Source organism: Paenibacillus sp. FSL L8-0644, from assembly GCF_038008165.1.
GTDB lineage: Bacteria > Bacillota > Bacilli > Paenibacillales > Paenibacillaceae > Paenibacillus > Paenibacillus polymyxa_D.
This window is the reverse complement of record NZ_JBBOYN010000001.1, coordinates 185,001-202,718: the sequence shown is the minus strand read 5'-3', so window position 1 is coordinate 202,718 and position 17,718 is coordinate 185,001. Positions and strand designations below refer to the sequence as shown.

The 17,718-nt window shown below is 49.0% G+C and carries 16 protein-coding genes, 8 tRNA genes and 1 rRNA gene (1 of these 25 cut by a window edge); all 25 read right to left on the bottom strand.

The features are described 5' to 3' along the window. Positions 1-24: 24 nt before the first annotated feature. Positions 25-849 carry a histidinol-phosphatase HisJ gene (hisJ, locus tag NSS94_RS00890; RefSeq protein ID WP_069012124.1) on the bottom strand — a complete coding sequence of 275 codons (825 nt, stop codon included), beginning with the start codon at positions 847-849 and terminating at the stop codon, positions 25-27. Positions 850-885: 36 nt separating this feature from the next. Continuing rightward, complete coding sequence (hisIE, locus tag NSS94_RS00885; RefSeq protein WP_341038305.1) at positions 886-1,626, bottom strand: bifunctional phosphoribosyl-AMP cyclohydrolase/phosphoribosyl-ATP diphosphatase HisIE; 741 nt, start codon at positions 1,624-1,626, stop codon at positions 886-888. Beyond that, positions 1,623-2,381, bottom strand: coding sequence for an imidazole glycerol phosphate synthase subunit HisF (hisF, locus tag NSS94_RS00880; RefSeq protein WP_039274196.1), 759 nt, complete (start codon positions 2,379-2,381; stop codon positions 1,623-1,625). Before hisF ends, hisIE begins: the two co-directional genes overlap by 4 nt. 11 nt (positions 2,382-2,392) lie before the next feature. Further along, entirely contained in the window at positions 2,393-3,124 is a 732-nt protein-coding gene (gene hisA, locus NSS94_RS00875; RefSeq protein ID WP_341038304.1) for a 1-(5-phosphoribosyl)-5-[(5-phosphoribosylamino)methylideneamino]imidazole-4-carboxamide isomerase, read from the bottom strand. A 94-nt stretch (positions 3,125-3,218) separates the two neighbouring features. Further along, the gene (gene hisH / locus NSS94_RS00870) at positions 3,219-3,848 is read right to left on the bottom strand and encodes an imidazole glycerol phosphate synthase subunit HisH (RefSeq protein ID WP_341038303.1); all 630 of its coding nucleotides are present in this window, start codon (positions 3,846-3,848) and stop codon (positions 3,219-3,221) included. Positions 3,849-3,851: 3 nt separating this feature from the next. Continuing rightward, the gene (hisB, locus tag NSS94_RS00865) at positions 3,852-4,460 is read right to left on the bottom strand and encodes an imidazoleglycerol-phosphate dehydratase HisB (protein WP_341038301.1); all 609 of its coding nucleotides are present in this window, start codon (positions 4,458-4,460) and stop codon (positions 3,852-3,854) included. After that, positions 4,444-5,757 carry a histidinol dehydrogenase gene (hisD, locus tag NSS94_RS00860; RefSeq protein ID WP_341038300.1) on the bottom strand — a complete coding sequence of 438 codons (1,314 nt, stop codon included), beginning with the start codon at positions 5,755-5,757 and terminating at the stop codon, positions 4,444-4,446. The genes hisB and hisD overlap by 17 nt, the downstream gene beginning before the upstream one ends. 69 nt (positions 5,758-5,826) lie before the next feature. Beyond that, the gene (gene hisG / locus NSS94_RS00855; protein WP_318628130.1) at positions 5,827-6,471 is read right to left on the bottom strand and encodes an ATP phosphoribosyltransferase; all 645 of its coding nucleotides are present in this window, start codon (positions 6,469-6,471) and stop codon (positions 5,827-5,829) included. After that, positions 6,468-7,673 (bottom strand): ATP phosphoribosyltransferase regulatory subunit, encoded by a 1,206-nt coding sequence (locus tag NSS94_RS00850; RefSeq protein ID WP_341038299.1) that lies wholly within the window; start codon positions 7,671-7,673, stop codon positions 6,468-6,470. The genes hisG and NSS94_RS00850 overlap by 4 nt, the downstream gene beginning before the upstream one ends. A 231-nt stretch (positions 7,674-7,904) precedes the next feature. After that, positions 7,905-9,056, bottom strand: a complete 1,152-nt coding sequence (locus NSS94_RS00845; protein WP_318628128.1) for an acyltransferase — start codon at positions 9,054-9,056, stop codon at positions 7,905-7,907. 147 nt (positions 9,057-9,203) lie between these two features. Beyond that, positions 9,204-9,698, bottom strand: coding sequence for an acyltransferase (locus NSS94_RS00840; protein ID WP_318628127.1), 495 nt, complete (start codon positions 9,696-9,698; stop codon positions 9,204-9,206). Beyond that, positions 9,695-10,348 carry a pyrophosphatase PpaX gene (gene ppaX / locus NSS94_RS00835; protein ID WP_029519017.1) on the bottom strand — a complete coding sequence of 218 codons (654 nt, stop codon included), beginning with the start codon at positions 10,346-10,348 and terminating at the stop codon, positions 9,695-9,697. The genes NSS94_RS00840 and ppaX overlap by 4 nt, the downstream gene beginning before the upstream one ends. Further along, positions 10,345-11,400, bottom strand: coding sequence for a prolipoprotein diacylglyceryl transferase (gene lgt, locus NSS94_RS00830; RefSeq protein ID WP_341038297.1), 1,056 nt, complete (start codon positions 11,398-11,400; stop codon positions 10,345-10,347). The genes ppaX and lgt overlap by 4 nt, the downstream gene beginning before the upstream one ends. A gap of 43 nt (positions 11,401-11,443) precedes the next feature. Beyond that, the gene (hprK, locus tag NSS94_RS00825; protein WP_029519020.1) at positions 11,444-12,382 is read right to left on the bottom strand and encodes an HPr(Ser) kinase/phosphatase; all 939 of its coding nucleotides are present in this window, start codon (positions 12,380-12,382) and stop codon (positions 11,444-11,446) included. A 337-nt stretch (positions 12,383-12,719) separates the two neighbouring features. Further along, positions 12,720-13,844: an ABC transporter ATP-binding protein gene (locus NSS94_RS00820; RefSeq protein WP_029519022.1), complete on the bottom strand. Its 1,125-nt coding sequence runs from the start codon at positions 13,842-13,844 to the stop codon at positions 12,720-12,722. Between the two features lie 103 nt (positions 13,845-13,947). Beyond that, a complete protein-coding gene (locus tag NSS94_RS00815) occupies positions 13,948-15,090 on the bottom strand; it encodes a PucR family transcriptional regulator (RefSeq protein ID WP_029519023.1) in 1,143 nt (380 codons plus the stop codon). 160 nt (positions 15,091-15,250) lie between these two features. Beyond that, positions 15,251-15,323 (bottom strand) — tRNA-Lys (locus NSS94_RS00810). A gap of 7 nt (positions 15,324-15,330) precedes the next feature. Further along, a tRNA-Tyr gene (locus NSS94_RS00805) sits at positions 15,331-15,416 on the bottom strand. A 9-nt stretch (positions 15,417-15,425) separates the two neighbouring features. Next, a tRNA-Phe gene (locus tag NSS94_RS00800) sits at positions 15,426-15,498 on the bottom strand. 78 nt (positions 15,499-15,576) lie between these two features. Continuing rightward, positions 15,577-15,653, bottom strand: a tRNA-Asp gene (locus tag NSS94_RS00795). A 23-nt stretch (positions 15,654-15,676) separates the two neighbouring features. After that, positions 15,677-15,752: transfer RNA gene (locus tag NSS94_RS00790), tRNA-Thr, on the bottom strand. 4 nt (positions 15,753-15,756) lie between these two features. Beyond that, a tRNA-Val gene (locus tag NSS94_RS00785) sits at positions 15,757-15,832 on the bottom strand. Between the two features lie 10 nt (positions 15,833-15,842). Then, positions 15,843-15,919 (bottom strand) — tRNA-Met (locus tag NSS94_RS00780). Between the two features lie 31 nt (positions 15,920-15,950). Beyond that, a tRNA-Ser gene (locus NSS94_RS00775) sits at positions 15,951-16,042 on the bottom strand. Between the two features lie 130 nt (positions 16,043-16,172). Further along, positions 16,173-17,718: ribosomal RNA gene (locus NSS94_RS00770) — 23S ribosomal RNA — on the bottom strand (it continues 1,382 nt past the right edge of the window).

The window sequence follows — 17,718 nt, the reverse complement described above, 5'->3', positions numbered from 1 at the left end:
ACTTAGACCCAATAAACGTAATAATTAAAGCGTCAGCGGCACCGGCGAGCGCTCGCGATGCTGAAATACGGCAAGCTCGCGATAGCCGACTTCATATAGAAGCGCGCGTGCCTTCTCCAAGTGCTCGGACAGCTTCGCCGGATCATGGGCATCCGATCCTACGGTCAGCGGGATGCCTAGCGAAAAAGCTTCGTCCAGCATGCGGCGGCTCGGGAACATCTCAGCACAGGGCTTCGAAAGCCCTGATGCATTCAGTTCCATCGCCCGACCGCTGCGGGCAACGGCTGAGAGTGCGGAGCGCTCCAGTTCACGCAGCTCCTCCATTTCCTCCGGCTTCGGATGATAGCCGAAGCGCTTAATGACATCCAAATGCCCCATGATGTCATACAAACCGGTAGCTGCCGCCTTAGAAACTGCATTATAATACGTGCGGTACACCTCAAGCACATTTTTGCCTTCCCAATGGTGTACCTGACGGAAGTCCGTGATATCCCATTCACCTAGAAAATGGACGGAACCAATCACATAATCCCAGGGATACGCGGTGATGATATCTTCGATTTCTCGTTCCCAGCCCTCAATGTAGTCGCCTTCCAAGCCAACACGAATATCAATTTGCTCTTTAAAACGTTCCTTCAGTTCCAAACATTCTTCCACGTATCGGGGCAGCTCCTCCATAGGCATCGCCATTTCCGGGTAATAGTCAGCCGGTTTTACATGCAGTAGTGGCATGTGATCGGACAAGCCGAGCTGATCCAGCCCCAGCCGAATTCCCTGCTGTACATACTCTTCCAGACTCCCTATGGCATGCCCACAGCGGGCGTGATGCGTATGATAGTCAATTTTCATGCGATCCTCCCTCTTTCAACACTACAACAAATCGTACTAATCACGACGAGGTCGTTCATGACGGCGATTCAGCTCAGCCAGCACGTGATCTAGCGGTAGCTTGCGCTCCTGCAACAGCACCAGCACGTGATAAATCAGGTCGCTAACCTCCAGGCGCAGTTCATCATTATCTTTATTTTTGGCGGCAATGATCGTCTCGGATGCTTCTTCGCCAACCTTTTTCAAGATTTTGTCTACACCTTTATCAAAAAGATAGGTCGTATAGGCCCCTTCAGGACGTGTCTCTTCGCGCTCCTTAATAATCGCCTCCAGCTGGGCAAGTACCTCAAAGCGGTCTGCTGAAGCATTGGAAATATCATCGGTTTGATTTACCAGCGTGTGGTCTCCTGCATTTCCTGCAACAGGTGCTACAGCCGTCCCTGGCGCGGAAATATCACGGAAAAAGCAGCTCGTTGCTCCTGTATGACAGGCAGGACCGTTCGGAATGACACGTATCAACAGAGCATCACCGTCACAATCCAACTGGATGGAAGTGATTTTTTGCGTATTCCCTGAAGTAGCCCCCTTGTGCCACAGCTCCTGTCTGGAACGAGACCAGAACCAGGTCTCTCCCGACTCCAAAGACAGTTTCAGCGACTCGCGGTTCATGTAGGCCAGCGTAAGCACCTGAAGGGTGGCATCATCCTGCACAATCGCCGAGACAAGACCCGCTTCATTCCAGCGGACATTATCCAGTATCTGTTCCAGAGATAGCTGTTGGTTCAATTCGTTGCTCATCGTATCTCCACTCCTCTGCGCTTCAAATCCCGTTTTAGGTCAGGGATTCCTATTTCTTTATAGTGAAAAATCGTTGCTGCTAATCCAGCATCCGCTCTGCCCGCCGTAAACACGTCATAGAAATGCTCCTGTTTGCCTGCTCCGCCAGAAGCAATAACTGGAATCCCGACGGTATCCGATACCGCAGAAGTCAGCGGCAGGTCAAAGCCGTCCTTGGTTCCGTCCGCATTCATGCTGGTCAGCAGAATCTCACCGGCTCCCAACTGTTCAGCTTCCTTAGCCCAGGCCAAGGCGCGAATACCAGATGGCGTGCGGCCTCCGTGGGTATATACTTCCCACTCGCCCCACGCCTCGTTGTACTTGGCATCAATGGCAACAACGATACATTGTGAGCCAAAGCTGCGCGCCCCCTCCGCAATCAGCTGAGGATTACGGACAGCCGCCGTATTTACGCCGATTTTATCAGCCCCGGCACGCAAAATGCGTTTCATATCATCGACATGAGATATCCCGCCACCTACGGTGAAAGGAATGGCAATTTCCCCGGCTGTCTGACGAACTACTTCTTCCATGGTGGCACGCCCTTCAACTGAAGCAGAAATATCCAGAAATACGATTTCATCTGCCCCTTCCCGGTCATAAAGCGCCGCCAATTCCACCGGATCACCTGCATCGCGTAGGTTCACAAAATTAACGCCCTTAACCACCCTGCCATCCTTTACATCCAAGCAGGGAATAATACGTTTAGCCAGCATGCCTACTCCCCCTATGCCTTTGCTACAGCTTGTATGGCAACCTGTAAATCAATGCTCCCTGTATACAATGCTTTACCCACAATAGCACCGCCTACACCCTCTTTCGCATAGGTGCTCAGCGTGATCAGATCGTCCATCTTGCTGACACCGCCGGAAGCGATCACGGTTCGTCCACTGCTTTTCGCAAGCGCTACGATAGCCTCCACATTCGGACCTTGCATCATTCCGTCGCGGGAAATGTCTGTAAAAATGAACGTTTCCGCTCCCTTGGAGGCCAACTCAGCAGCCAATTCATCCGCTCGAACCTCCGAGGTTTCAAGCCATCCGCGCGTGGCCACATAGCCATTCCGTGCATCCAGACCAATGGCGATCCGATCACCGTAGGTACCCAATACCGCTTCCGTAAAAGCACGATCCTCAATCGCTGCCGTACCCAAGATCACACGGCTCACGCCCAGCGACAACAGCCGCTCCACATGTTCACGTGTACGCAAGCCGCCACCCACTTGTACAGGCACTTGCACCGCAGAAGCGATGCGCCCAATGAGCTCATCGTTCACCGGTTGACCTGCTTTAGCACCGTCCAAATCAACCAAGTGAATGTAGGAGCCGCCCATACGCTCCCATTCTTGGGCAACCTCCACCGGGTTTTCGTTGTATATCGTCTCCTGGCTATAATCTCCTTGTACCAGTCGTACACATTTGCCATCGCGAATATCAATCGCTGGGTATATCGTGAACAAAGTATGACCCCCTTGTGAGCTATTCAACATCTATATGCCTTTAAATCCATCAACGACCATGTTGGCGTACCATCAACTACAGACACACGAATCGTTACGCTCGCTTTTCCGCTTCCGCTAGTTCCAAAAACTGTCGAAGCAACCGCATCCCCATTTCCCCGCTTTTCTCTGGGTGGAACTGCATGCCATATACATGGCCTCTGCCCACGATAGCCGTTACGGGCCCACCGTAGTCAGTCACCGCCAGTAGGTCACTTTCGGCCTCCGGCTTCGCATGATAGGAATGTACAAAATACACATGTCCTTCCTCCAAGCCCTGTAACAACGGGTGGTTCGGCTGAGTCATACGCAGACGATTCCAGCCCATATGCGGCACTTTAACCCCCAGATCAGGAGCAAACCGAACAACCTCGCCTGGTAAAATATTAAGCCCTTCGTGACTGCCGTATTCTTCACCACGAGTGAACAACAGTTGCATTCCTAGACAAACACCGAGCAGTGGTTGTCCGGCACTTGCAACCTCCTGAATCACCCGATCCAATCCGCTGGAACGCAAATGCTCCATAGCGTCCCCGAATGCCCCTACACCCGGCAAAATCACACCGCTGGAGGAACGAATCACTTGGGCCTCTCCCGTTACTACAGCCTCATAGCCAAGACGCTCAACCGCCTTGCTCACACTATGCAGATTGCCTCTGCCGTAATCCACAATGGCAATGGACATAGGCTACAGCACTCCCTTCGTTGAAGGCACTCCCGTCACCCGTGGATCAATGGATGTCGCTTCATCCAGTGCACGTCCCAGCGCTTTGAACACCGCCTCAATCATATGGTGGGTATTTTGCCCGTAGTGAACGATGACGTGTAGCGTCATGCGAGCCTCCAACGCAAATTTCCACAGAAATTCATGCACCAGCTCTGTCGAAAAGCTCCCTACCTGCTGTGATGGATACTCCGCACGATACTCAAAATGAGGTCGGTTACTCAGATCAATGACAACCTGTGCGAGCGCCTCATCCATTGGTACAAAGACGCTGGCATAGCGCTTAATTCCTTTTTTATCACCCAATGCTTCCAGCAAGGTCTGTCCCAGACAAATACCAATATCCTCTACGGTATGATGATCGTCTATATCAACATCCCCTCTGGCCTGCACATTCAGATCAAATTGTCCGTGCTTGGTGAACAAGTCCAGCATGTGATTCAGAAAAGGAACATCCGTTTCAATCTCAGCTTGCCCTGTGCCGTCTACTGCAAAAGATAGCTGAATATCCGTTTCGTTCGTCTTTCGGCTAACGCTGCCTGTACGTCCTGCTACGTTATTTTCGTTCCCCATTGCCATCCACCGCCTTCTTTTCATTGTCCAATCGAACTTGTATCGCCCGTGCGTGACCTTCCAGTCCTTCATGGCGGGCAAGCTGCATAATCGTCTCTCCATTGCGCAGCAGCGCTTCCTTGCTGTAATAGATCATACTCGACTTCTTGATAAAATCATCAACATCCACTGGCGAGGAAAAACGTGCCGTTCCATTCGTCGGAATAATGTGGTTAGGTCCGGCAAAATAATCGCCTACTGGCTCCGAGCTGTACGCTCCCAGGAAAATAGCTCCCGCGTTTTCGATCAGACCTACATGCTCCATCGGCTGCTCTGTCATAATTTCCAAATGTTCTGGTGCCAGTCGGTTTACAATATGGATGCCCTCTTCCAAAGTGTCGACGACAATGATAGCCCCGTAAGCCTCCAACGATGCAGCAGCAATATCTCTGCGCGGCAGCTCTGCCAATTGGCGCTGTACTTCAGCTGATACTTCTTCGGCCAAGCGTTGCGAGGGCGTAACCAGTATGGCTGAGGCCATCTCGTCATGTTCCGCCTGTGAAAGCAGGTCAGCCGCTACATATGAGGCATTCGCCGTGTCGTCAGCCAACACGACAATTTCACTTGGTCCCGCTATACTGTCGATATCCACCGCGCCGTACACCTCGCGCTTCGCCAACGCTACATAAATGTTACCGGGACCGCAAATTTTATCGACTGGTTCAATGCTATGTGTTCCGTAAGCGAGAGAAGCAATCGCCTGCGCTCCGCCAACCCTATATATTTCCGTTACACCAGCCTCTGCCGCAGCTACCAGTGTATATGGATCTATCCCTGCCTTGCCGCCTGTCGCCGGGGGTGTCACCATGACAATCTCCGGTACACCAGCCACCTGAGCGGGAATGACATTCATCAGCACAGAGGATGGATAGGCCGCTTTACCGCCCGGAACATACACGCCTACACGTTTCAACGGTCGGATAATTTGGCCGAGCAAGCTACCGTCTGGCTGTAAATCCATCCACGAATTACGTTTTTGCTTCATGTGAAAAGCACGGATATTATCCGCCGCTTCTCGAATCGCCTGTAAAAAAGAAGGCTCTACCTTGTCATATGCCGCCTTCAATTCTTCCTCCGTCACACGAAGCTGCTCTGCGATCAGCGATACACCATCAAACGATTGCGTATACCGCAGGACAGCCTCATCCCCTTCTTGGCGTACCGACTGAATAATGGTACGCACAGCCTCATTTTGCTCAGGTGTGCCGTAATCCACCTCCCGTTGGAGACTGAAATCACGGGCTGATACAATCTTCATTTGTCCATTCCCCCTTACTTGCAGCTTGCAGAATGCTCCTTTAACCCTTGGCTTATTCCTTTAGTTCATTTACTCCCGGGGTGCCACCACATTTGGAATCACCTGATGCAATCGATCACACAAAGCCTGAATCGAGCTGTTTTTCATCCGGTAGCTGACCCGATTCGCAATCAGACGACTGGTAATATCCAGTATGCTGATCTGCTCGACCAATCCATTCTCCCGCAAGGTCTGCCCCGTTTCTACCATATCAACAATGCGGTCTGCCAGACCAATTAACGGCGCCAGCTCAATGGAGCCATTCAGCTTAATAACCTCCACCTGTTGGCCTTGCTCCCGAAAATACTGGGAAGCCACATTCGGATACTTTGTAGCGACCCGCTGACGAATACCTGGCTGCCAATCTGGTAAAGCAATCACTGACATCCGACAACGGGCGATCCCCAAATCCAGCAGTTCATACACATCCTTGTTTTCTTCCAGCAAAACATCCTTACCCACAATGCCGATGTCCGCTGCCCCATATTCCACATACGTAGGAACATCGACGGGCTTCGCCATAATAAATTCCATGCCTAGCTCAGGCAGTGGAATGACCAGCTTGCGCGTCTCGTCCACATCCAGCGGAATGGGAACCCCTGCTCGGCGAAATAGCTCAGAAGCCTGCTTATAAATCCGTCCCTTTGGCATGGCTACCTTCAATGTTTCCGTCATGGCAATTTCCTCCTTTGTATTGGCTGTCTTCCTTCAGCTGTATAGCTGTATACCTCTGCATACAGGCCCTGCTGCTCACGACGTCGGTCTTCCGGTCCGCCCGTGAGTCCTGTCACCACAGTAAGACCTGTTGCGCGTAGCTGTGCGGCTGCGGATAACGCCTCTTGGCGTCCCTGTTCGTCATAACGGATAAGTACAGGAAGCTTCGTCTCCATTTGGATACCATCCACACCATCGACGATCCGGTTTGTCTTCAATGCAAATCCCGTTGCAGGTACGGATCGACCAAACTGCTGAAGCAGATTGTCATAGCGACCCCCGTTGCATACCGGGAACCCAATCTCCGCCGCATAGCCCTCAAAAGTCATTCCTGTATAATATGAAAAATCCCCGATCATGGTAAGGTCGATTAACACATGCTCAGATACGCCGTATGCCTCCAGTACTTCCCACACCTCGCACAAATGTGCAATGGATCGAATCGTCTGCTGCTCCACACTAAGACGGGTAGCATGGTCACAAATTTCTTTTCCACCGCGCAACCGAAGAATAGCTTCCAGCTTATCCCGATGTTCGGGAGCCAAGCCCAAAGCTTCAATCGCTGTTCGGTAGCCCACTACATCACGACTGAGCAACAGTTCCTTTAGCGCTTGTTGTTCAGCCTGACGGCCTGGAATGATTTCCTCAAATAAGCCGTTCAGAAATCCCACATGTCCCATGGCAATTTTAAAAGAGGCCACTCCTGCCGCCTGTAATGATGCAATAGCCAATGCTACAACTTCTGCATCAGCCTCAGGCGAATCATCACCTACCAGCTCCACACCTGTCTGAAAAAACTCCGCTTCTCTTCCTGCCTCTTCCTCAATCGCCCGAAATACATTTGCGTGGTAGGAAAGTCGGAGTGGTACTTCCTCTTCCTTTAGCAACGAAGATACCACCCGCGCAATGGGAGCGGTCATATCCGATCGCAGCACCAACGTGGTTCCCCGGTTATTGAGTAATTTAAACAGCTTTCGATCGGAAGTAGAACTAGCCACTCCCACCGTATCGTAGTATTCCATCGTAGGCGTCATAATCTGGCGGTAACCCCAGCGCTCCATGCATTCGAGTACATTCAGTTCAATGGCCCGCAGCTTCGACACTGCACGTGGAAGATAATCTCGAACCCCTACAGGGATTTCGAATCCTTTTGGCTTAGACATCTCTATCACCTCATGATTTCACAATATCTTTATCATGGTAAAGTGCTAACAAACTAAAGTATATTCGATATATTATCATGCTCTACTTGTGAACGTCAACCGAACGGAGCAGCCCTTTTTTACAGATTCGCCAAGCCGCTGCCCCTTTCTATATTTTATCCAATGCAAAATACACGAATCCTAAAAAAAAGACTGTCAGCCTTAAGCCAACAGTCCAATCAATCAAAATATTTAGCTATTTATTTGTTCATCTTTACTCCGGGAAGGAAACTTCGGAACCGTGCCCAAACCGATCCATGCAAATGGTACATATCGAAAACACAACGTCACAATCAACCATGAGCCAAACAACGCCAACAACCATCCACCCGCAACAGAGAAGATATATTCTACTGGCGTTCCGTGCAAATCCAGCTTGCGATATACTCTCAATAACGCCGGGTGAAGTAAATAAATGCCGAATGAGCATGAGCCCAGCCAGCTGATTAACACTCTCAGCCTATCGTTAGCATGACGATATAATAAAACCGAGAACTGAAACAGCACCAGCGCTGAGACGAGGGCATATGCATTATGGAGCAGTTCATAGATCAGCGAGTCTGCATAGATGGCTTCGCGATATGCTACAAACCATATTTGTACATATGCTATACCCAGGAGTAGCCAAGCCACCCACAAGCCCCACCAACTGATCAACTGTCCGCGTCTAATTACTGTACCTGACACCGGAAAAAGCCACTTTTTAAACCCTTCATATCCAATCGCTACAGCTGCGCCCAAGGCAAAATAACTGATATACGTAATCGCGAGACTTCCTCTTTCCTCTTGCCAAACATATTTGTTCAGCAATACAAACCCCCATTGAATGACTAACCCTACTGCCAAAATGATACAGGCTGCCCTCCGTGGACTCGATATCCAATGACATAAGCGCTGCACTCCCCACAACAACAGTGGGAAGACCAAATAAAATTGGATGATGATGATGACATAATACAAATGCGTGTACGCCTTTCCCGTTAACAGCACGAGCGGAAGATCACTGAGCGGCATCAACCCGCGTGTTACCAAGGTCAAATAATACACGAGAGAAAACAAAACGTACGGTAACACAATAAACATCAGTCTTTTTCGGAAGAATATAAGCATATTCTTACCACGAAGCGGCCTATCGACATAATTGTAAAATAAAACAAACCCGCTCACAAAAATAAATACTGGCACCGCAAAGCTACTAAACATATTTAAAAATAGAAAAGGGTAAAACAATAGAGAATGGCGCGCATCAATTAAAGCCATTGAAGTCGCATGAATGGTAACAACGGCTGCAATTAATATTCCCCGGTAAACATCAAGCTCTGGTATACGTTCTTTTTTGACCAAATCAACACGCTCCCATATCGCTTTGCAAATATGTCTGTTATCAATTTTTAAACATAATTAACATGCATTACCCCACTTATTATACAGAAAAACAACAATAAGGAAGACCCCTTAATATATAAGGGGTCTTCCTTATTGTGCTATTTCCTACTCATCCACACCAGAGCGTCTTAAATCACGCAACGGATTGCCACCCACAAATGCACCTGCGGGCACGTCTCTATGCACGACCGCTCCGGCTGCTACGATAGCTCCGTCACCGATGGTGACACCCGGCAAAATGGTTGCGTTGGCGCCGATCAGCACATGATCACCAATCACCACTTTACCGATACGATACTCTTGTATGAGGTATTCGTGAGCCAGTATCGTTGTGTTATATCCAATGACCGAATTGTTCCCTATCGTAATATGCTCCGGGAAAAAAACATCCACCATCACCATCAGGCCGAAGGCCGCATGTTGCCCCACCTTCATCCCCAGCACTCTGCGGTAAATGACGTTTTTCAGAGAAAGCACAGGACAATACCGGGCAATCTGTATAAAAATAAAGTTCTTAATGCCTTTCCAGCGGCTCACCGTCCGATAAATCTGCCACAACGCATTGGGACCTTCTACAGGATAGCGGTTCACCCTTCTCACGATACATTGACACCTTGAAGCTCCAGCTTCAGCAAATCCCGCATATCATGCAACATGTAGTCAGGCCCATATCCGCGCAGAGTTTCCTCGCCCTTGAGCGACCAAGCTACACCAGCCGATTTCACACCTGCTGCCTGAGCTGACAAAATATCAAAAGAACTGTCTCCGACCATCAATGTATGCTTTGCTTCAGCATTCAAACCTGTCAAGGCCTTGAGCACTGGTTCAGCGTGTGGCTTTGGATGTTCCACATCGTCTACCGTTACAATATAGTCCATTGAGGAAGTCAGATTGAACAGATTAAGTACACGTATCGTGGATGGTCGTATTTTGGTTGTCACAACCCCCAGCTTAATCCCTCTCGCACGCAACTCCTGAATGACCTCAATGACATATGGAAATGGCTTCACCATTTGGTCATGATGAATCTGATTATAAGCACGGTAGTCCTTAACCAACCTAGATACATCCGTTAATCCCGAAAAAGTACGGAGTTGATCGTCCAGCGTTCCACCCATATGAGGAATAATATGCTCCCGCGTCAGCGGATCAGCATCCGGATGATTCAAAATGTGTAGAAATGTGCTGATGATCAGCTCATTCGTATCCATGATGGTGCCGTCTAAATCAAACAAAATCGTATTTATCATAGATGCTCCTTCTTGTCCTCGTCCGTGTCTTCCTTAGGTAGCTTATCCGCCGTAGCTGTTGGAGGAACCGCGTCCTGTCCTGGACGGGATACCTGCTCTGGCATCACGTCAGGTACCTGATCAATCCCCGCTTTGCTGGAGATAATCGGATCGCTATAACGAGCAACAGATGTACCCTTCCGGCGACGAACCAAAATGAAAATCACGGCAGCTACAACAATAAAGATAGGCAGCAATTGCGAGATCCGCACATTACCGTAACTCGGGTCCAGATGCCCTGGTTCAAACCCTAGCCACACCATAGGAGACCACAAAGCATTCACAAAAGAAGCCAGCCAATCCGGTCCCTGAAAAGCCAAACTGTCCGTCCGTACACGCTCGATGAAAAAACGACCAATCGAGTACCAAATGAAGTAAAATGCAAACATTTCGCCTGCACGCACAAATCTCATACGACGAATGACGAGCAGCAAAATCACACCTACAATACTCCACAGTGATTCATATAAAAATGTAGGGTGATGGAACACCCCGTTAACGTTCATCTGATTCACAATGAAATCCGGCAGATGGAGCTGATTTCGCAAGAATGTCTCTTCCGTCGGTCCACCGTAGGCTTCCTGATTGACAAAATTACCCCAGCGTCCAATCGCTTGACCGATCAGTAGGCCTGGCGCACAAATATCAGCGATACGCCAGAAGTTATACCCTTTATACCGGAAATAAATGACCGCACATATAATGGCCCCGATCAAGGCACCGTATATCGCAATACCGCCATTCCAAATTCTAAAAACATCCCATAGATTATCTCGGTAGTCTTCCCATTTGAAGGCTACATAATAAATACGCGCTCCAATAATAGCTGAGGGAACACCCAGAAGCAGCATATCCATAAAAAAGTCCTGCGGAATACCGAATCTTTTTCCTTCACGGATGGCGAGATATAAACCCACAAGCGCCGCCAGCCCCAAAATAAGCCCATACCAATGGACCTTGATTGCCCCGATTGAAAAAGCGATCGGATTCAGCAGTAATGTTGCCGTTGACATATGTTTCTCTCACTCCTCGTTCTTCCTTGCAAACGAATAAACCCTAATCCATCTCTTCCATATCTTCAGAAATCGTAGCAGTCAGCTTGTTTGTAAATTGCAGGGCTGCATTAACACCCATTTGTTTCAAACGATAGTTCATCGCCGCCACCTCGATAATAACAGCCAAGTTACGGCCCGGACGAACTGGAATCGTAACCAGTGGAACATCTGTATCAATAATGCGTGTCGTTTCTTCATCAAGACCCAGACGGTCATACTGCTTGTCCTGCTGCCATGCCTCCAGACGAACAACCAATGTAATCCGTTTGTTATTACGAACTGCACCGGCCCCAAACAGCGTCATCACATTAATAATGCCCACGCCACGAATTTCCAACAGGTGACGGATCAGCTCAGGTGCTGTACCATGCAGCTGAAAATCGGACGTTTGCCGAATTTCTACCGCGTCATCTGCTACCAAGCGATGTCCACGTTTAACCAGTTCCAGTGCCGTTTCACTTTTACCAATTCCACTACTTCCTGTGATAAGCATTCCCACGCCATACACGTCACACAGTACACCATGAATAGTTGCTGTAGGAGCCAGCTTTCTTTCGAGAAAGCCTGTGATGCGGCTTGATAAAATCGTCGTCGCCATATTAGTGCGCAGTACAGGAATATCTCGCTCTGCGCTCGCCTCCACTAACTCAGCCGGTACCTCTAGACCACGTGTGACGATAATGCATGGAGTCAGCTCTGTACACAGACGCTCCATCCGATCCCGGCGTTCCTCAGGAGGAAGCATCCCCAGAAAAGCCAACTCAGACCTTCCCAGAAGCTGTACCCGCTCTTGTGTATGATATTCAAAATACCCGGCCATCTCCAGACCTGGGCGATTTAAATCGTCCACTGTGATCAGTCTTCGCAGACCTTTTTCACCGGAAATAACTTCCATTTGGAACTGCTGTACAAGCTCGGATACCTTTACCTGTTTAGCCATTGTATTCTCCCCTTCATCTGCAAAACCAGATTCTATACGTCACTTGATTTATGTAGCTTTACCCTATTAACCATACAACCCAACGCCAGTCTATCCTGCGCCAATGCACACTCCACTTGATTTAACATATGGTTCCAGGCTAGCTCCATTCAGCCAACTGGGTTGATCCCATCTAGGACTCCTGCCAACGAACCTACATCTAGACCTGTCCATTGTACCCATCGTATCGGAATTTTCCAATGAATGCAATGCCGAAGCTATTAGCCGTATGCGATATATAAAAAGAGTCGCAGTTCTCCGCTCGGGGAAAACTGCGACTCTCTTCCAGAGACAAATTTTATTCGCCAACCAGAACACTCAATTCCGATTCCTTATCAAAAATATGAACCTTGTTCATATCAACAGCCAACTTCGCTTTGACACCATCACGAGTATTGGAGCGTCCGTCTACACGGGCAATAATCGTATCATTTCCAGCACCGCTCAGGTACAACAGCATTTCATGACCGAGGTTTTCCGTTACATCCACAGTGGATGTAAAGATCGTATTCGGAGAAGCCTCCAAGAATACAGGCTCTTCATGAATATCCTCAGGACGGATACCCAAGATCACTTCTTTCCCGATATAGCCCTTCGCTTTTAAAATCTGTCCTTTACCTTCTGGTACAAACAGATCCAGACCCGGCGCAGCAAAATGCAATGCACCTTCTTTTTCAACCAGCTTACCTGTGATAAAGTTCATCGTAGGAGAGCCGATAAAACCAGCTACGAACAGATTCACTGGACGGTTGTACAGTTCATCTGGGGATGCAGCTTGTTGGATAATACCATCCTTCATAACTACAATCCGGTCACCCATCGTCATGGCTTCGACCTGGTCATGGGTTACGTAGATAACAGTCGTTTCCAGACGCTTAGCCAGCTTCGTGATTTCCGCACGCATCTGACCACGCAGCTTGGCATCCAAGTTGGACAGTGGCTCATCCATCAAGAACACTTGCGGGTCACGCACAATCGCACGTCCCAAGGCAACACGCTGGCGTTGACCACCTGATAACGCTTTCGGCTTGCGATCCAGCAGATGCTCAATATCAAGGATTTTAGCCGCTTCACGTACACGTTTGTCAATTTCTTCTTTCTTCACCTTACGGAGTTTCAGACCAAAAGCCATGTTTTGATATACATTCATATGCGGATACAAGGCATAGGATTGGAATACCATCGCGATATCGCGGTCCTTTGGAGCCACGTCGTTCACAACACGATCTCCAATGTACAATTTACCGTCTGAAATTTCCTCCAGACCAGCGATCATACGGAGCGTAGTAGATTTACCACAACCGGAAGGACCAACCAACACGAGAAACTCTTTATCTTGAATGTCCAAATTGACATCAACAACCGTAGCTTTATCTGCACCCGGATATTTTTTGAAAATATGCTCTAAACGTACACCAGCCATAGCTTTTGCCTCCCTAAGATCAAGTTATGAAATCGAATACATTTCTTACTTGTATCTTATCCTAGTCCCCGTAGCATGGCTATTCGCAAACTGCACAAAAATGCTATTTCCTTTTTGTCACTTTGTACAATAGAAGATAGAGCTTGACTAAAACCGCATCATTAAACGTCCGCACGTCCAATCCAGTCTCCTGTTTGATCTTGTCCAAACGGTAAATCAACGTATTTCGATGCACATATAGACGCTTAGCTGTCTCACTCACATTACAATCCAGTTGAAAAAAGATGTCTAATGTGGCCATCGTTTCTGAGTCTTCTAGTATGACAGATGACTTCATTACCTGCTCTAAAAATAATACGCGTTGTTCCTTGGAAATGCGGTTTAACAGCCTTTCCAAATGAAGCTCCCATGAAAAGTGGATGTGCTCTGTTACATGAAAAATCTTGCCCAAATGTATAGTCTCCCATAACAAATTCAGCTCTTGGGGAAGACTTTGCAAAGGGATTGAAGGCTTAGAAACCGCCAAATGGAATACACCCACCCACTCATTCGCAATAAGCTCATATAGACCCAAGCTAAAAGCCGTGAGAACCTCCTCCAACGATTCCGTAAAATCTGCATCCCTGGACTCAGTGTCTTTATCCCGTTCATCGTCCGCTCCTAATAAAAGCTCCTTTTTAGCCATAATCAGCCAAGACTGTTTGTCCAATGGAGTAAGCAGCACATCCCCTCCAAAATAGCTCGCGAACAATCGATGGAGCTGGGTATAAGTAATAGCCCCCTCCTGTGTTCCCTCGCCATTCAGTAAAATCGGAACCATACACGCTGATAGCGAATCACGAAGCTGCAATTCATCTGGAACCTCTTCTTCCTTGTTTAGATTGGCAGCCTGCTGTATAAGCCATTGTCCATAACGATTCATGCGCTCTTCCTCGCTATAAACCGGGTTATCCGACAATTGTGGACCGTTCTGCCAGACCTGCTCCATGTTCCCCAATAGCGCTTCTACCAGTTTCCGTTCTCGATCCGTCAAATATCTGGCCTCTACCACAAATGCAGCCAGTTCACCTGCCGACGCACGAAATGGAAAATATAACTTGTTGTCACGGACAAACGATCTATCCGGAATAACTGAATCGGCTGTCCCTCCCTCTGCCATCATTTCCGGGCACCAAGGCACTATGGTAAAAGGCGCTTGAATAATATTCTGAAGCTGTTGCTGAATCCATTCTGTATCCAGAGTCACGCGATCACCACTTCACTTTTTTTTAGAATATAGAATAAGCACTAAGCGAACATAATGAACTCATTATAACCTGTCGATACCGTAAAATAAAAAAGCTATATAAAAACATAACTTAAAACAATACAAAAAAAGCCATCAACCTATAGTTGATGACTTCTGATGAGCCATGAAGGACTCGAACCTTCGACACCCTGATTAAAAGTCAGGTGCTCTACCAACTGAGCTAATGGCTCGTAAAACTGGTGGAGGATGATGGATTCGAACCACCGAACCCGTAAGGGAGCAGATTTACAGTCTGATGCGTTTGGCCACTTCGCTAATCCTCCATATAAAGGTGGCTCGGGACGGAATCGAACCGCCGACACGAGGATTTTCAGTCCTCTGCTCTACCGACTGAGCTACCGAGCCATATCCATTAACAAAAAAATAAAGTGCGGAGGGATACCCCTTCCCACTTTAGTACGGTAAAACTATTGAATTGAAAAATGGCGGAACTGACGGGATTCGAACCCGCGATCTCCTGCGTGACAGGCAGGCATGTTAGGCCTCTACACCACAGTTCCCTGGATTTTTCAAAATTCAAAAATGGTGCCGGCGAGAGGACTTGAACCCCCAACCTACTGATTACAAGTCAGTTGCTCTACCAGTTGAGCTACACCGGCACAATGGTGGAGGCTGAGGGGATCGAACCCCCGACCCTCTGCTTGTAAGGCAGATGCTCTCCCAGCTGAGCTAAGCCTCCTGGGTATGTATGGTAGCGGCGGAGGGGATCGAACCCCCGACCTCACGGGTATGAACCGTACGCTCTAGCCAGCTGAGCTACACCGCCATAACATAATATTTCGCTAGCTTGTCCTAAATGGCGGAGAGAGAGGGATTCGAACCCTCGCACCACTTTCGCAGTCTAACCCCTTAGCAGAGGGTCCCCTTATAGCCACTTGGGTATCTCTCCATATAAATGGACTCACTTAGCAAAACTCCGCAAGTTATTCTGTATCTCAACAAAGTGATTTGGAATATCAAGTGCAATTTCAAGGTTACACCCTGAAAACTGGATCCGAAACTCATTTGCGTTTTATCTTTAGGATAAGCCCTCGACCGATTAGTATTGGTCAGCTCCATGCATTACTGCACTTCCACCCCCAACCTATCTACCTCGTCGTCTTCAAGGGGTCTTACTAATTGGGAAATCTCATCTTGAGGGGGGCTTCACGCTTAGATGCTTTCAGCGCTTATCCCTTCCGTACATAGCTACCCAGCGGTGCTCCTGGCGGAACAACTGGTACACCAGCGGTACGTCCATCCCGGTCCTCTCGTACTAAGGACAGCTCCTCTCAAATTTCCTACGCCCACGACAGATAGGGACCGAACTGTCTCACGACGTTCTGAACCCAGCTCGCGTACCGCTTTAATGGGCGAACAGCCCAACCCTTGGGACCTACTTCAGCCCCAGGATGCGATGAGCCGACATCGAGGTGCCAAACCTCCCCGTCGATGTGGACTCTTGGGGGAGATAAGCCTGTTATCCCCAGGGTAGCTTTTATCCGTTGAGCGATGGCCCTTCCATGCGGTACCACCGGATCACTAAGCCCGACTTTCGTCCCTGCTCGACTTGTAGGTCTCGCAGTCAAGCTCCCTTCTGCCTTTGCACTCTTCGAATGATTTCCAACCATTCTGAGGGAACCTTGGGGCGCCTCCGTTACTCTTTAGGAGGCGACCGCCCCAGTCAAACTGCCCACCTGACACTGTCCTCGCACCGGATTACGGTACCAAGTTAGAACCTAGATACGATCAGGGTGGTATCCCAAGGATGCCTCCCTTCAAGCTGGCGCTCAAAGTTCGACGGCTCCCACCTATCCTGTACAGATCGTACCCAAATTCAATATCAAGCTGCAGTAAAGCTCCATGGGGTCTTTCCGTCTTGTCGCGGGTAACCTGCATCTTCACAGGTATTAAAATTTCACCGGATCTCTCGTTGAGACAGCGCCCAAGTCGTTACGCCATTCGTGCGGGTCAGAATTTACCTGACAAGGAATTTCGCTACCTTAGGACCGTTATAGTTACGGCCGCCGTTTACTGGGGCTTCGGTTCATAGCTTCGCTCTTGCGAGCTTACCACTCCCCTTAACCTTCCAGCACCGGGCAGGCGTCAGCCCGTATACTTCGCCTTGCGGCTTCGCACAGACCTGTGTTTTTGCTAAACAGTCGCTTGGGCCTTTTCACTGCGGCCCCCTCGGGCTATTCACCCTACCGAGGCACCCCTTCTCCCGAAGTTACGGGGTCATTTTGCCGAGTTCCTTAACGAGAGTTCTTCCGCGCGCCTTAGAATTCTCTTCTCGCCTACCTGTGTCGGTTTGCGGTACGGGCACCTTCTCCTGGCTAGAGGCTTTTCTTGGCAGTCTGAGATCATGACCTTCGCTACTATAATTTTCGCTCCCCATCACAGCCCAGCCTTAACGATGTGCGGATTTGCCTACACACCAGCCTCACTGCTTAGACGGACATCCATCAGTCCGCGTCACTACCCTACTGCGTCACCCCATCGCTCATAGCGGATTACGGTGGTACAGGAATTTCGACCTGTTGTCCTTCGACTACGCCTATCGGCCTCGCCTTAGGTCCCGACTTA